At 65.0% G+C, this 14123-nt stretch carries 13 protein-coding genes; 6 read left to right on the top strand and 7 right to left on the bottom strand.

Translation table 11 applies throughout. The annotated features are described in order from the left end of the window. The first annotated feature begins 312 nt into the window (after window positions 1-312). The 3 genes from gluQRS to M1E07_RS19470 all read left to right on the top strand — a co-directional run bounded on the left by gluQRS (window position 313) and on the right by M1E07_RS19470 (window position 2225). Window positions 313-1209: a tRNA glutamyl-Q(34) synthetase GluQRS gene (gene gluQRS, locus M1E07_RS19480; RefSeq protein WP_461188244.1), complete on the top strand. Its 897-nt coding sequence runs from the start codon at window positions 313-315 to the stop codon at window positions 1207-1209. A 102-nt stretch (window positions 1210-1311) separates the two neighbouring features. Beyond that, window positions 1312-1512, top strand: a complete 201-nt coding sequence (locus M1E07_RS19475; RefSeq protein WP_461188243.1) for an AsnC family protein — start codon at window positions 1312-1314, stop codon at window positions 1510-1512. A gap of 59 nt (window positions 1513-1571) precedes the next feature. Further along, on the top strand, window positions 1572-2225 hold the full coding sequence (locus tag M1E07_RS19470) for an HD domain-containing protein (protein WP_461188242.1): 654 nt from the start codon (window positions 1572-1574) through the stop codon (window positions 2223-2225). Here the strand turns inward: M1E07_RS19470 and M1E07_RS19465 are convergent. From M1E07_RS19465 to M1E07_RS19455, 3 genes are all read right to left on the bottom strand, one after another. Next, window positions 2203-3462, bottom strand: a complete 1260-nt coding sequence (locus M1E07_RS19465) for a low temperature requirement protein A (protein ID WP_461188241.1) — start codon at window positions 3460-3462, stop codon at window positions 2203-2205. The genes M1E07_RS19470 and M1E07_RS19465 overlap by 23 nt on opposite strands. A 9-nt stretch (window positions 3463-3471) precedes the next feature. Further along, on the bottom strand, window positions 3472-4788 hold the full coding sequence (locus M1E07_RS19460; protein WP_461188240.1) for an ATP-binding protein: 1317 nt from the start codon (window positions 4786-4788) through the stop codon (window positions 3472-3474). Window positions 4789-4941: 153 nt separating this feature from the next. Continuing rightward, the gene (locus tag M1E07_RS19455) at window positions 4942-5430 is read right to left on the bottom strand and encodes a universal stress protein (protein WP_461188239.1); all 489 of its coding nucleotides are present in this window, start codon (window positions 5428-5430) and stop codon (window positions 4942-4944) included. A gap of 276 nt (window positions 5431-5706) precedes the next feature. Between M1E07_RS19455 and ggt the strand changes: the two genes are divergently transcribed. Next, window positions 5707-7530, top strand: coding sequence for a gamma-glutamyltransferase (gene ggt / locus M1E07_RS19450; RefSeq protein WP_461188238.1), 1824 nt, complete (start codon window positions 5707-5709; stop codon window positions 7528-7530). 92 nt (window positions 7531-7622) lie between these two features. On the opposite strand, the gene M1E07_RS19445 is transcribed toward ggt, so the two are convergent. Genes M1E07_RS19445 through M1E07_RS19430 form a run of 4 tightly spaced genes read right to left on the bottom strand, consistent with a single transcriptional unit; the run spans window position 7623 to window position 12406 of the window. Continuing rightward, window positions 7623-9134, bottom strand: coding sequence for an amino acid permease (locus M1E07_RS19445; RefSeq protein ID WP_461188237.1), 1512 nt, complete (start codon window positions 9132-9134; stop codon window positions 7623-7625). Window positions 9135-9167: 33 nt separating this feature from the next. Further along, window positions 9168-10583 carry an aspartate ammonia-lyase gene (locus M1E07_RS19440; RefSeq protein ID WP_461188236.1) on the bottom strand — a complete coding sequence of 472 codons (1416 nt, stop codon included), beginning with the start codon at window positions 10581-10583 and terminating at the stop codon, window positions 9168-9170. Between the two features lie 7 nt (window positions 10584-10590). Continuing rightward, complete coding sequence (locus M1E07_RS19435; protein WP_461188235.1) at window positions 10591-11661, bottom strand: asparaginase; 1071 nt, start codon at window positions 11659-11661, stop codon at window positions 10591-10593. Between the two features lie 37 nt (window positions 11662-11698). Then, window positions 11699-12406 carry a FadR/GntR family transcriptional regulator gene (locus M1E07_RS19430; RefSeq protein ID WP_461188234.1) on the bottom strand — a complete coding sequence of 236 codons (708 nt, stop codon included), beginning with the start codon at window positions 12404-12406 and terminating at the stop codon, window positions 11699-11701. Window positions 12407-12415: 9 nt separating this feature from the next. Between M1E07_RS19430 and M1E07_RS19425 the strand changes: the two genes are divergently transcribed. Together M1E07_RS19425 and M1E07_RS19420 are read left to right on the top strand one after the other, a co-directional pair. Then, window positions 12416-12874, top strand: a complete 459-nt coding sequence (locus M1E07_RS19425; protein ID WP_461188233.1) for a type II toxin-antitoxin system Y4mF family antitoxin — start codon at window positions 12416-12418, stop codon at window positions 12872-12874. After that, window positions 12871-14121, top strand: a complete 1251-nt coding sequence (locus tag M1E07_RS19420; RefSeq protein ID WP_461188232.1) for a type II toxin-antitoxin system HipA family toxin — start codon at window positions 12871-12873, stop codon at window positions 14119-14121. Before M1E07_RS19425 ends, M1E07_RS19420 begins: the two co-directional genes overlap by 4 nt. The last annotated feature ends 2 nt before the right edge of the window (window positions 14122-14123 follow it).

Here is a 14123-nt window from a genome sequence, read left to right as displayed (position 1 = left end):
CGAAGGTTGATCAGACTGATCAACCCAGGTTCTGCTGGTTGTCCCAACTGTAGGGTGTCTGCTGAAATGATGGCAACAAGGGCGCAAGCTACCGCTGATTCCCGCAGGCTACAGGTTCCCCGGCACACCACCCGGCAACTGGACACAGCTTCCCGCAAGGAGGCCGCCGCTGATTGACGCTTGTTCACACCACGGTCATTCTGCAAACACAAGAGCCCCTGAGCTACCGGCGTCGGATTCCCGAAGTCATCGGTAGCTGAGGGGCTCTTGTGTTGTCCCTGCGCATCTTCCCGTCCCGCATAGGGTTAATTCATGACCTCCGCCGGCCGCTTTGCCCCCAGCCCTTCCGGTGAACTCCATGTAGGAAATCTTCGGACTGCCGTCCTGGCATGGCTTTTTGCCCGCTCATCCGGCCGGAAGTTCCTGCTCCGCGTGGAGGACCTGGACCGGGCACGGTCCGGCGCGGAAGCGGAGCAGCTGCGGGACCTGGCGGCCATCGGCGTGACCTGGGACGGCGAGGTGGTGCGCCAGACTGCCCGTGGGACCCTCTATGCAGCCGCGATCGCACGGCTGGAGGCCGCTGGACTGACCTACGAGTGCTTCTGCACGCGGCGGGAAATCCAGGAGGCTCCGTCCGCCCCGCATGCGCCGCAGGGTTCGTATCCCGGGACCTGCCGGAACCTGGACCCGGCAGAGTTGGAATTCAAGCGGTCCACCCGCCCCGCGGCCGTCCGGCTGCGCACGGACGTTGCGGAATACACTGTCCACGATGTGCTGCGCGGCACCTACACCGGCGTAGTGGATGACTTTGTGCTTCGCCGCAATGACGGCGTCACCGCCTACAATCTGGCCGTTGTAGTGGATGACGCCCAGCAGGGAATTGACCAGGTGGTCCGGGGCGATGACCTCCTCCCTTCCACGCCGCGGCAGGCGTTCCTCGCCTCGCTGCTGAATATTCCCATTCCGGAATATGCGCACGTTCCGTTGGTGGTGAATGCCGACGGCGTCCGGTTGGCAAAGCGCGACGGCGCCGTGACGCTGCGGGATCTCGCAGAGGCGGGGAGCTCTGGTGCTGCCGTGCGGGACAGGCTGCTGGAATCGCTGGGGCTGCCGGCCGGACCACTTCAGCGGGCAATGGATGCTTTCGACCCCGCTGCCGTGCCGCGCGAGCCCTGGGTGTGGAGTGGAATGAAGTCTTCCGGGCGGTGAGCACCGGCCTGGACCCCAAGGGCATCCTCCACTCGCATCGTCAACTTTTGTTGACGCGGCAGGACCTTGTCAACTAATGTTGACGCCATGGAGGTGGACCGCATGAAAACACTCGTCGGATCGATGGATGGAATGGGGCCTGCAGAGGCGCTGCACGCCGTCGCTGAACTGCAAAAGGAAGTGAACAGGGCCGAATCTTCGCTCGTCCGGAGCGCACGGCTGTCCGGATTGTCCTGGGAAGCCATCGCGCTGTGCCTGGGAGTCAGCAAGCAGGCAGTTCACCGGAAGTACGGCAAGCAATAGCGGCCGGAACGGCGGAGGCCGGTTGAGCCCAGGCTGCCTGTTCAGCCTAGGCTTAGGGCATGTCAGACCAGCATGCCGCGGAGCAGAGCCCGGCGCCCAAATTTACGGTAGAGACCGCAAAGGTCCTTGCCGAGGTGGCCCATAACCGGCAAAAGGACAAACTCAAGCGCCCTTACCGGGAGCATGTCCTCGCCGTCGGCGATGCCCTCGCCGATTTCGACGACGACATCCGGATCGCCGGATACCTGCACGATATTGCCGAGGACACTCCCATTACCCGCCAGGCCCTGCTGGACATGGGCGTCTCCGAGCGGGCGGTGGAGATTATTGAACGCCTCACCAACCGGCTGCACAACGACCCGGACGACTACCAGGCCGGGATTCGCGAAATTGCCGGGCACCATGACGCGGCCTTGGTCAAGATCGCGGACAACGCCCACAACTCGCTGCCCGAGAGGGTGAAAGCGCTGGCGGAGAAATGGCCGGACAAGCCGCCCGTCACCAAGTACCGCGATGCGCGTCCTGTGCTCTACGCCGCCGTCGAGGTGGAGGAGGTCCGGAAGATCCTTGCACGGGTGAATCCCTGGCTGCTAAAGGAGTTGGACGACCAGTTGGATGAGGAAGACACCACGGACTATGAGAACCTGTCCTACGGGGAGCCGGATGCCGGGGGCGAGGCGGCGCCGGATGCTAGGACGGGCGGGGAGCGGTAGTCTCCGCCTCAAGCTTCTCCAGGGCGTGATGCAGCCGCGTCGAGCCGCGGCGCTCGTCAATGACGATTGAAAGGCCGAGCGCCAGCACAATCACCAGCAGGCACACCGGGACCGAAACCCCGGCAGCAGCCAGTCCAACCGCAGCAGCCAGCGCCACCAGCACTATGCCGGCCACGGTGATGACGGTCCGGTCCAGGCCAACCATGGCGCTGTACAGCCAGGTCAACGAGCCCTTGAACAGTGCCACCGGAACCGCGATGCTGGCCACGGCCGCCGCGGCACTGATATTGGCCTCGCGGTCAATGTAGTAGGCGGCCACATGCAGGCCTGCTCCCGTCGCCGCAATCGCGGCGAAGATAGGGATGTGGCCGTAGCCGAAGAGGAACGACCGGTGCCGGCGCAGGTGCAGCGCCCGTCCCGCGGGCAGCATGAAATAGATCCACCACATCGCGAAGGCCAGGGCCGTCCCGCCGAAGCCCACCAGCGCCGCATCGACGCTCCAGCCGTGGTTGGCCACAATGGCGCGCAGGGTTTCGATGGCGCCGATCAGGCATTCACCCAGGGCGATGATGGCCAGCAGTCCGTACCGCTCGGCGATATGGTGTGCGTGCCACGGCGTCCTGGCTGTTCGCTCGGCGGCATAGGGGATGGCCATCTCCAGCGCGATCAGGGGCACAATCATGACGAATGTGGTGAGGATGTCGGCCTCGATAATCAGTACCGCAATCCATCCGAGCTGCACCAGTGCGAGGTACCGGGCGTAGCGCAGGCAGGTGTCGCGGCGGGCAGGATCCTGCCTGGCTGCCCGCAGCCACTGGGTGACCAGCGCGAGCCGCATGATCACGTAGCCGCCTACGATCACGGCGTTATCTACGTGCTTTCCCTCCACCAGCGAACGGAACATGGGCTCGATTCCCATGGCGAGGATCAGGACGCCCACGATCTGGATCATGGTGACCACGCGGAAGATCCAGTCATCGGTGTCGTAGGCGCTGGCGAACCAGGTGAAGTTGATCCAAGCCCAGATCACGGCGAACATCGCGAAGGAGAAGCCCAGCAGGCCGGGTATGAAGTGCGCTTCCGCGATCTCATGGGCGAACTGGCTGCCTGCCACGCCGAAGGCAATCACAAAGGTCAGGTCGAAGAAGAGTTCCAGCGGCGTGGCGGCCCTGTGCTTTTCATGCGGATCGCGGCCGCCCATGCGAGCCATGGCATGCCGGAGGGGATTGGAGGACATAAGTAAAAGTTACACACGGCCCAGGGAGTCGATGTCTTCCAGGAAGTCCTGGTGCACTTCGGCGCTGACGGTGGTGCGGGTTTCGGCGACGGCGTCGAGGTAGTCCTGCGTGGAGGGCCCTTTCCGCACCGCCTCACGGACGGAACGTGTGCCGCCGGAGGCGAGCCCGCCGTCGTCGTACACTGCCTTTTCCAGCGCACGCTGGGAGGCACTGCGGGCGGCGTACTCGATATCCGCGGGGGAGAAGCCCTCCGTCTTTTCCACCAGGAGTTCCACGTCCACGGCGTCCACCACGGGTGCGGGGATGAAACGCTGCCACATGGCTTCGCGGGCCTGGCGGTCGGGCAGGCCGATGGGGATGACGTAGTCGAAGCGGCCGTGCCGCAGGAACGCGGTGTCCAGGGCGCGGATGAAGTTCGTGGCACAAACCAGCAGGCGGCCCGGCTGCTCACGGAACGCAGGGATGATCTTGAGCAGCTCATTCGTGACGCCCTGCAGCGGGGACGGCGGCTCCCCGGACCGTTGGGAGGCGATCTCCTCCACCTCGTCGATGAACACCACAGCGTGCTCGAGCTCGGCGATTTCCAGGAACGTTTCACGCAACGCTCCTGCCAGGCCCTGCGGATCGGCGGCGAGCCGGGAAGGGAATACTTCGACGAAGGGCCATTCCAGGCGGGAGGCGATGGCTTTGGCGAAGGTGGTCTTGCCGGTGCCGGGCGGGCCGAACAGGACGACGGCGCGCGGCGGGACCACGCCGAATTCGTCCGCGAGGTCGGCCTCGGCCAGGGGAAGGACCAGGCGGCGTTCGAGCAGTTCCTTTTCCTTGCGCATGCCGGCTACGTTTTCCCAGAGGTCGCGGGCCAGGACGCGGCCGCCGAGCTGGCCCAGCGCGCCGAGTTCCTGGCGCTGGACGGGGATTGTCCGTTCGAAGTAGCGCAGGTTCTTCTTCAGCGCGAAGCCGCGGCCCAGGAAGGCCTCAACCCGGGTTTCGGACTCGGGCATCAGCGCAGAGAGCTTGTTCAGCCCGTGCGGCGCCATCCGGTTTTCGACGGCGGCGAGCAGCGAGGTGCCGATGCCACGGCCGCGGTATTCAGGCAGGGTGGCCAGGAAAACGATCCAGCCCTGGTCGTGGGCGGCGCGTCCGACAGCGGCGCCCACCACCTGCTCGCCCTGCACCGCCACCACGGCGTGGTCCTTCTCGCAGGATGCGAGGACTTCGGAGAGGGCGTACACCGGCTCGACGTTGTGCGACTTGAGGGTTTCCCAGAGGTGCAGGATCCCGTCCAGGTCCGCCGAGTGGAAGTCCCTGATCCGCCAGTTGGTCATACCGTCTCCCGGTTTGGTTCGTCGTTGAACTGCTCTGTGCACGCCACCCTTACGGGCGCGGGCGCGCCAAGTGGCACCCTGCTGAGCATAGGGGATCTGCTCCCTCGCGGGAGTTGCAAGAGCGTTGCGTTACGCCGGGCATCCCGGGGGTTTTTACAGCTTTGCGGCGTCCTTGCCCTTGGAGCCCCTCCAAAGATGGTGGGGGCGGTGGCTGCCGTCAGCATGCACTACTAAAACTGGGCATGCAGCATGTGAAACACATGCGGAGCTCACGGACCCAAGGTGCATTCCAATGAAGCCGCCGTGCCCGCGGCGGCCCACCACCAGCATGGTGGCGTCAGCGCCGGCTTCGACGAGTTTGGCCGGCGCCGGGCCCCGGACAATCTCCTGGGTGATGTCCACGGAGGCGTCCGGCCCGAACGCTTTGCCCAGTGACTCGGCCAAAGTGTGCGTTGCGGCCGCTTCGAAGGCCTCAAAGTCGGGCGGAACGTAGCCTGCATAGATCTGCGGGAAGTCCCAGCAAGCCACAGCGTGGATTCGCGCGTTGAGTGCGGGCGCCAGCCGGGCCGCCAAGCGCAGGGCCTGCACCGAGGAATCAGAGCCGTCCACACCAACAACAATTTTTGCTTCCGGGTTGTTCATCAAGGTCCTCCTTGACCCGTAGGGGCGTAAACCTGTCCCGGGGCATCCGCCTGCCTGGGGCCTTTGGGACAAGCAGTTAACGAGGCCTGCTGATGCTCTTAGCCGACGTTGAAACGGCGGGATGGGGCCGACGATAGACCTGAGCCTGTCATGCGTCAAGCGACGGGGGCACGCCGGTTCCGAAGGGCGCGTATCAGGGGTAGCAGCAGCCGTTGAGTGTCCCCTGCCGGAGGAGTAGCGTGACCCGCATCACTCAAAACCCGTTCAGGAGCAATCATGCCAAATCTGGGACGCCGGCTTGCAGCCATGACGGCGGCGCTGGCAATGAGCGTAACAACAGGAGCCTTGGGAGGCCCGGCCGCCGCCCATTCCGGGCCTGCCGCGCAGACCGAAAAAACTCCTACTGCCACGGGCTATGGCGGCGCCGTGAGCACAGTGGACCTCGACGCATCCGCCGCGGCCATCGAAGTCCTCCGCAAGGGCGGCAACGCTGTTGACGCTGCTGTTGCCGCAGCAGCAACCCTGGGCGTGACCGAACCCTACAGCGCGGGCATCGGCGGCGGCGGCTACTTTGTGTTCTACGACGCGAAGAGGGGCAAGGTCAGCACCATCGACGGCCGCGAGACAGCGCCGGCGGCGATGCCGAGGGACGCTTTCGTCAAGCCTGGCACCACCGAGGCTTATCCGTTCACCAAGCAGGCAACCAGCGGAATGTCCGTGGGCGTTCCGGGAACCCCGGCTACCTGGGAGCGGGCCCTGGACCGCTGGGGGAGTGTGAGCCTTGCCGAAGCCCTCAGGCCCGCCATTGAAGTGGCAACGGACGGGTTTGTGGTGGACGAGACGTTCCGCCAGCAGACTGATGAAAATGATGAGCGATTCCGGCCATTTCCAGCCACCACGGAGCTTTTCCTGCCCGGAGGCCAACTTCCGGTAGTCGGTTCGATCCTCAAGAACAATGACCTGGCGGAGACGTACCGGCTGCTGGCCCGGGAGGGGACTGACGCCTTCTACGAAGGAAGGATCGCTGAGGAAATCGTCACCACCGTCAGGAACGCGCCCACAAACCCCGATCCCAACACTTTGCCCGGACCTGCAGGCGTCATGACAACTGCAGACCTTGATGACTACAGGGCCTTGGACCAGGATCCCACCCACGTGAACTACCGCGGCTACGACGTCTATGGCATGGCGCCTTCCAGCAGCGGCGGGACCACGGTGGGTGAGGCGCTGAATATCCTTGAGGTGTTCGACCTTGCAGGCCTGGCCAATGACAAGCCCAAGGTGCTCCACCACTACCTTGAGGCCAGCGCCCTGGCATTTGCTGATCGCGGCGCGTACGTGGGCGACCCGGCATTTGTCGATGTTCCTGCCGAGGAGCTACTTGACCCCGTGTTCGGCAAGGAGCGGGCCTGTGAAATCGACCCGGCCAAGGCCGCCAAGAAGCCGGTGCCCGCGGGGGATATACAGTCCTACGACGGCGTCTGCAAGCGGCCGGCCGCGGCGCGGACTAACCATACGGATACGGAGAGGCTTTCCACTACTAACCTGACAGTGTCCGACAAGTGGGGCAACGTGGTGGAGTACACCCTCACCATCGAACAGACCGGCGGGTCCGGCATTGTGGTCCCGGGCCGCGGCTTCATCCTCAACAACGAACTGACGGACTTCTCGCCGGTGTACAGCGAAACGGACCCGAACCGTATCGAGCCGGGCAAGCGTCCCCGTTCGTCCATGTCGCCCACCATCGTGCTGAAGGACGATAAGCCGTTCGTGGCGCTCGGCTCGCCGGGCGGCGCAACGATCATCACCACCGTGCTGCAGACACTGATCAACCGGATCGACCTTGGCATGAGTATTTCCGACGCACTTGCTGCACCCCGCGCCTCGCAGCGCAATTCGGCCGCTCCGCAGGCGGAACCCGCCTTCATCGCAGCCAACCAGACGCAGCTGATGAAGTACGGACACCCCGCCTTCAGCTCTGTTTCCGAACTCGGCGCCGCGACAGCCATCGAATTCCTTCCCGACGGAAGGACCGTGGCTGCCGCCGAACCGGCAAGGCGCGGCGGCGGCTCAGCGATGGTAGTGAAACCCGCAAATTAGCTCCAGGATTGAATAGTTAACGAACGACGGCGGCACCCCAGGTTCTGTAGCTCCAGAACCTGGGGTGCCGCCGTCGCACGCTACGAGGCGGGTTACTTTTTGAAGGTGTCCGCCGGCGGGTTGGCAACCACGGGGGAGAGCCCGGTGAAGCCTTGGCGGGTTTCGGCAATTTCGTGGATCCGTTTGCGGCAGGCGTACCAGCCGAAGACCATCAGGACCGAGGCGATGGCGGTGACGAGCATGGTGAGCGGGGATTCGATAAACACCATCACCAGCACGCCCACCAGGAAGAGCAGGGAGAGGTAGCCGGTGTACGGGGCGCCGAACATCCGGAACGAGGGACGCTTGAGCCAGCCCTTGTCGGCCCAGCGATGAAGCTGGATCTGGCACAGCACGATGGTTGCCCAGGTCATGATGATGCCCACGGAGGCGACGTTGAGGACGATTTCGAAGGCGTCGGCGGGAACGAGGTAGTTCAGCGGGACACCCAGCAATGACACCCCGGCGGTGATGGCGATGCCGCCGTAAGGCACGCCTGCCTTATTCATGCGGGACGCGAACTTGGGGGCGGAGCCGTTGACGGACATGGAGCGCAGGATGCGGCCGGTGGAGTACAGGCCCGCGTTCAGGGAGGACAAAGCGGCGGTGAGGACCACGAGGTTCATGATGACGTCCACGCCCTGGATGCCGATGGAGCCGAAGAACGTCACGAACGGGCTGACGCCCTTTTCGTAGGAGGTGTACGGCAGGAGCAGGGCCAGCAGGATGACGGAGCCGACGTAAAACACGGCGATGCGGAAGACCACGGAGTTGATGGCCTTGGGCATGATCTTTTCCGGGTTTTCGGTTTCACCGGCTGCGGTGCCCACCAGTTCAATGGAGGCGTAAGCGAAGAGCACGCCCTGCATGAGGATGATCATGGGGAGCAGGCCGTTGGGGAAGATGCCGCCGTTGTCCGAGATGAGGCTGAAGCCCACCTGCTGGCCGTCCACGGGAGTGCCGAAGATGACAAAGTAGGTGCCCACGATGAGGAAGACCACCAGGGCTGCGACCTTGATCAGGGCGAACCAGAATTCCATTTCGCCGAAGACCTTGACCGAGACCAGGTTCAGTGCCAGGACCACCACGAGGGCGATCAGGGCCCAGGCCCACTGCGGGACGGCTGCCATCCAGGGGATGTAGTTGCCGAAGAAGTTCATGTAGAGCGCGGCGGCGGTGATGTCCACGATGGTGGTGGTGGCCCAGTTGATCCAGTAGAACCAGCCGGAAACGAACGCGGCCTTTTCGCCGAAGAATTCGCGGGCGTAGGAGACGAAGGACCCTGATGAGGGGCGGTGCAGCACCAGTTCGCCCAGGGCCCGGAGGATCAGGAACGCGAAGAAGCCGCACACCGCGTAGGCGATGACGAGGGAGGGGCCGGCTGCGTTGAGGCGGCCGCCGGCACCGAGGAACAGGCCGGTGCCAATCGCGCCGCCGATGGCGATCATCTGGATCTGCCGCGGCTTGAGGTTCTTGTGGTAGCCCTTGTCCTCGGCGTGCAGGGCAGCCTCGGAGGCGTGCGCCTGGGGCGGGACCGTGTGGTCCGTGATGGGGGAGTTTGTCATGGGGAGTCCTTTTTGGGGTCCGGGCGGTGGGGACTACTTGCTGAGGTTGGCCAGTCGTTCGGGGCTGAGGAGTTCCTGGAGTTGCGTGTTCGTGAGGAGGCCGTGTTCGAGGACGAGTTCGGCCACGCCCTTGCCGGTGGCGAGTGCTTCCTGCGCGATGGCGGTGGCGGTGGCATAGCCCAAGTGGGGATTGAGGGCGGTCACGAGTCCGATGGATTGCTCCACCGTGCGGCGGAGGTGGTCCGTGTTGGCGCTGATGCCCCGGATGCAGCGGGCCGTGAGGGTGCGGCAGGCGGCTTCCAGGTGGGAGATGCTCTTGTGCAGGCTGTGGACGATGACGGGTTCAAAGGCGTTGAGCTGGAGTTGCCCGGCTTCGGCGGCCATGGTGATGGTGACGTCGTTGCCGATCACTTCATAGGCCACTTGGGAGACCACTTCCGGGATCACCGGGTTGATCTTGCCGGGCATGATCGACGAACCTGACTGCACGGCCGGCAGGTTGATCTCGCCAAAGCCGGCGCGCGGCCCGGAGGAGAGCAGGCGGAGGTCGTTGCAGATTTTGGAAAGCTTGACGGCCACACGCTTGAGTACGCCGGACAGATGCACGAACGCGCCCACGTCCTGGGTGGCTTCGATCAGGTCCGGGGCTGTCACCAGCGGCAGACCGGTGATCTCCGCAAGGTGCCTGCAGGCGGCTTCCGCGTAGCCGGCCGGTGCGTTTAGCCCGGTGCCGATGGCGGTTGCGCCGAGGTTGATCTCGTGGATCAGCAGGTCGGCTTCGGCCAGGCGGAGCCGGTCCTCGCCGATGGTGATGGCGTAGGTACCAAATTCCTGGCCCAGGGTCATGGGAACGGCGTCCTGCAGCTGGGTGCGGCCCATCTTGACCACCGTGCGGAACTCCAGCGCCTTTGCCGCGCAGGCTTCCTCAAGTTCGGCCAGGGCGTCGAGCAGCTCACGGGCGGCGAAGATGGTGCCCAGCTTCACGGCCGTGGGGTAGACATCGTTCGTGGACTGGGACAGGTTCACGTGGTCGTTGGGGTGCAGGCGGGTGTAGTCGCCCTTCGGGTGGCCCAGGATTTCCAGCGCACGGTTGGCGATAACCTCGTTGGCGTTCATGTTCGACGACGTCCCGGCGCCGCCCTGGATGACGTCAACTACGAACTGGTCGGCAAGCCGGCCGTCCAGGATGTCCTGGCAGGCCTGCTCGATGGCGTCCGAGCGTTCGGCGTCCAGCAGCCCGAGTTCGCGGTTGGTGCGGGCGGCGGCGAGTTTTACGGCCGCGAGGCCGCGGACGAGGTGCATGTTGGAGGAGAGCTTTTGGCCGGTGATGGGGAAGTTCTCCACGGCGCGGAGAGTATGAACACCCCAATAGGCGTTCGCCGGGACGTCGCGGTCGCCGAGCAGGTCGTGTTCGGACCGGACTGGTGCGGCGGTGTCGGTGGTGGTCATGGGGTCCTTACAGGGCTTCGTTGGCGGGTATGGACAGGTTGTCCTGGGACAGGAAGTCGGTGGCCTGCAGCAGGCCCACCTGGTGGCCGCCGCCCAGCACCGGTGCAGTTGCGATGCCGGCGAGGGGTGCGGTGTCCACGCCCAGCGCCTCGAGCAGCTTGACGGTGGCGGGCATCCGGGCGCGGTCGCCGCCGTCGGAAATCTTGACGGCCACGGCACTGCCGTCGGGTAGGCCCACCAGCTGCACACCTTCGAAGCCGTCCTTGGCTACCGAGCCCGGGAGCAGGCGCATCAGCTCCGTGACATCGCGGCCTTCCCCGGCCACCATGTCCGGGTGCTGCTGCATGGCGAGCCCGACGGCGGCTTCCGCACTTCGCTGAGCCAGCCCGCCGTCGTCGTCAGCACCAGCGCAGTCCGCAGCGGCGCCTGCGATGAGGCCGAAAGCGCGGGCCATGCCCTGGAGGGTAAGGGCAAACAGCGGGGTGCCGCAACCGTCGGTGCTGACGGTGAACGGTTCCTCGTCCGTCAAGTCCCTGACAGTTGTGGCCACCAGCTGCTGCAGGGGGTGGGAGGTCTTCAGGTAGCCCTGGACCGGCCAGCCGTTGATCACGCAGGTGGCAGCCATGGCCGCGTGCTTGCCGGAGCAGTTCTGGGTCAGCTGGGTGGCCGCACCGCCGTTGCGCAGCCATTCCCCGCGCTCGCGGACGCCATAGGGAAGGTCGGTGCTGTTTTCGAAGTCAGTGACGCTGAGCCCGTGCAGGGTGAGGATGCGCAGCGCTCCTTCGCGGTGCTTGGCCGCGCCCGAGTGGCTTGCCGCTGCCAGGGCAAGGAGATCCGCCGGCAACTCGAGGCCCGCCCGGACCATGGCAACAGCTTGGAGCGGCTTCAGCGAGGAACGGGGATAAAACGGAGTCAAAGGCTCACCCGCGGCCGCCACTGTTGAGCCGTCTGCTGCAATGGCGATGGCCGAGCCGTAGTGCACGCTTTCAACGAGGCCGTCGCGGATGGCGGTGACCAGGGGGGTGTGCTGCGGGAGCAGTCCAGCTGTGGGGGCGGCAGAAAGCGCAGGGGATGGCATGGGGTCCTTGGGTTCGTTGCGTGTTCGGGTGCGGAAGCTAGTTGTTCAGGATGGAATCCAGGGCAAGGCCCACGGCTTCCAGGTGATGGGCCATGGCGGCACGCGCTTTTTCGGCGGAGCCAGCTTCGATGGCGGCCATGATCTCCTGGTGCTCCAGGTCCGAGGCGTGCTGCCGGTCAGCCACCATGTTGAGGGTTTCGGACTGGTGGGCCAGGGCGCCACGGATGTCGGCCACCACGCTGGCGAACACCTTGTTGCCACTGGCGCGGGCGATGGCGGCATGGAAGCTCGAGTCCAGGGCCACCCACGATTCGGGGTCGGTTTCGCTGGCCATTGCTGCCACGATCTGGCGGAGAGTTTCCAGCTCATCGTTGCTGCGGCGTTCCGCGGCCAGTCCGGCGGCGGGCACCTCGATGTGCGGGCGGGCCTCGGTCAAGTCCCGGGCCGAATACTGCCCAAGCATGAGGTCGTTGGCCACTTTGTTGGCAACCACGAACGTGCCCTTGCCCGTTTTGGTGACCGTAAGGCCCAGTGCGGTGCAGGAGCGGAGTGCTTCGCGGATGACTGACCGGCTCACCCCGTACTGCTGGGAAAGGGTTGCTTCGGAGCTGAGTTTGCTTCCCACTTCGACTCGTCCGGACTCGATGTCCTGGCGGATGGTGTTGAACACTGCTTCGGCAGCACTGAGCCGGGCGAGCGGAAGGGCTGCAGGCTGTCCTGCTGTCCGGCTGTCTGACAGGTTCACGCTTTAAATATGGCAGGGGTCACAGGTGGTGTCAATGTGGAGCGGGGGTGCTTCTGCCTCCCCGCGGCAAACGGGACGAGTGCGCAGCCGCGCTGTCGGAACGTTCGTGCCGGAGTCGCCCTGGTTAGGACCGGCAAATGGCAATACAGTTGCAAGAAAGGACAGATCGGAACGCTCGTGCCGACGGGAGTATTTGCAATCAGAACATCATTCTCTGACTTTCTTGGCGCAGAGGTCCGGGCCCGGCGTGCCGCCCTCCGCCTGACGCAACACGATCTCGCCCAGTTGGCCGGGGTCTCGGAGCGCTTCGTGCGGTTCGTCGAACAAGGCAAACAAAGCGTCCAGCTGGACTCACTCCTCGCGCTGCTGGAGACGCTTGGTTTGGAGCTTCAGCTGACGACTCGAACCCGCACCCCTGACGTTCCAAACAGGACGGCGACCGCAGGTGCACAGGAGCGGCGGACATGAGGCACCGCATCGCCGACATCTACAAGGCGGGCCTGCTTGCCGCCCGGCTTGAACGGCACGACGGCGGCACCCGCTTTAGCTACCTGCCGGCCTACCTCCCTTCCGGTGGACCCGCCGTCGCCACCTCCCTGCCGCTCACGACCGAACCTGTGCTGTCAGGTGCCGGGGCCGCGCCTCCTTATTTCACCGGGCTGCTGCCTGAGGGCCGCCGGCTGAACGCGCTGCGCCGTTCCATCAAGACCAGCGCCGACGACGACCTGTCCCTTCTGATTGCGGCTGGCGGGAATCCGGTAGGAGACGTGCAAATCGTGGGCCACGGCGAGCCCTTGGACCCGGACGGGCATGCCGTGCAACTGGATCCAAAACAGCCGCTGGACTTCGACCAGCTGCTTGGCGATCCGGACCTCATAGACCCCGTAGCGCTGGCCGGTGTGCAGGACAAGTTGTCCGCCGGGATGATTTCGGTACCGGTGGCCAGTACCGGGCGGCAGTTCATCCTGAAACTCAACGCGCCGGAGTTCCCGCACGTGGTGGAAAACGAGCTGGTGATGTTTCGCTACGCGGCCAAGCTCCGGATCCCCCTGAGCCGTGTCCAGCTGATCAGGGATGTGGCGGGCCGCCCGGGACTGCTGGTGGAGCGCTTCGACCGCATGCCTGAGCCGGGAGGAAACCCCAACGGCGTGCAGCGGCTGGCAGTCGAAGACGGGGCGCAGGTGCTGAAGTTCTACCCGGCGGACAAGTACAACGTGGGGTACGGCCAAGTCTGTCACGCGCTCGCGGACTACTGCTCTGCTCCGCTTCCCGCTCTTCGGAACCTGGCGCTGCAGGCGGCTTACGCATGGTTGACCGGCAATGGGGACCTGCACGCCAAGAACGTCTCCATGGTTCAGCAGCCCTCCGGGGAGTGGGGCATCGCACCGGTTTACGACATCCCTTCCACAGTGGTCTACGGCGATAAAAGTCTTGCCCTGACCCTGAGCGGGAAGCGGACCGGGATATCGCGCCGCCACTTCCTGGGCTGGGCCACCGAGCTGGGACTTACTGACCGGGCGGCTGCCCAGGTTGTGGAGATCGGGCTGAAGGCGTCAGGCCCTTTGATCTCGGATTTGGAGTCCGGGACCGCCTTCCGCGGACTGAACGGGGTCAAGGCAAAAGGTCACGACGGCGGCGGCTCACCGTTTCCTGACCTGGCCACCAGGGCGTGGGTCAAAGAGCTGAAGCACCGCCGGAGGCTGATGGAAGGCTGACC

Source organism: Arthrobacter sp. Z4-13, from assembly GCF_054792705.1.
Note: the sequence above shows the minus strand (reverse complement) of the source record. Positions and strands in the feature narration are given on the sequence as shown.

Bases quoted from the DNA above. Each gene is read 5' to 3' on its own strand.
- gluQRS (WP_461188244.1), top strand. From the start codon at position 313: ATGACCTCCGCCGGCCGCTTTGCCCCCAGCCCTTCCGGTGAACTCCAT.
- ggt (WP_461188238.1), top strand. From the start codon at position 5,707: ATGCCAAATCTGGGACGCCGGCTTGCAGCCATGACGGCGGCGCTGGCA.
- M1E07_RS19475 (WP_461188243.1), top strand. From the start codon at position 1,312: ATGAAAACACTCGTCGGATCGATGGATGGAATGGGGCCTGCAGAGGCG.
- M1E07_RS19465 (WP_461188241.1), bottom strand. From the start codon at position 3,462: ATGTCCTCCAATCCCCTCCGGCATGCCATGGCTCGCATGGGCGGCCGC.
- M1E07_RS19435 (WP_461188235.1), bottom strand. From the start codon at position 11,661: ATGCCATCCCCTGCGCTTTCTGCCGCCCCCACAGCTGGACTGCTCCCG.
- M1E07_RS19440 (WP_461188236.1), bottom strand. From the start codon at position 10,583: ATGACCACCACCGACACCGCCGCACCAGTCCGGTCCGAACACGACCTG.
- M1E07_RS19445 (WP_461188237.1), bottom strand. From the start codon at position 9,134: ATGACAAACTCCCCCATCACGGACCACACGGTCCCGCCCCAGGCGCAC.
- M1E07_RS19455 (WP_461188239.1), bottom strand. From the start codon at position 5,430: ATGAACAACCCGGAAGCAAAAATTGTTGTTGGTGTGGACGGCTCTGAT.
- M1E07_RS19425 (WP_461188233.1), top strand. From the start codon at position 12,416: ATGGCAGGGGTCACAGGTGGTGTCAATGTGGAGCGGGGGTGCTTCTGC.
- M1E07_RS19460 (WP_461188240.1), bottom strand. From the start codon at position 4,788: ATGACCAACTGGCGGATCAGGGACTTCCACTCGGCGGACCTGGACGGG.
- M1E07_RS19420 (WP_461188232.1), top strand. From the start codon at position 12,871: ATGAGGCACCGCATCGCCGACATCTACAAGGCGGGCCTGCTTGCCGCC.
- M1E07_RS19470 (WP_461188242.1), top strand. From the start codon at position 1,572: ATGTCAGACCAGCATGCCGCGGAGCAGAGCCCGGCGCCCAAATTTACG.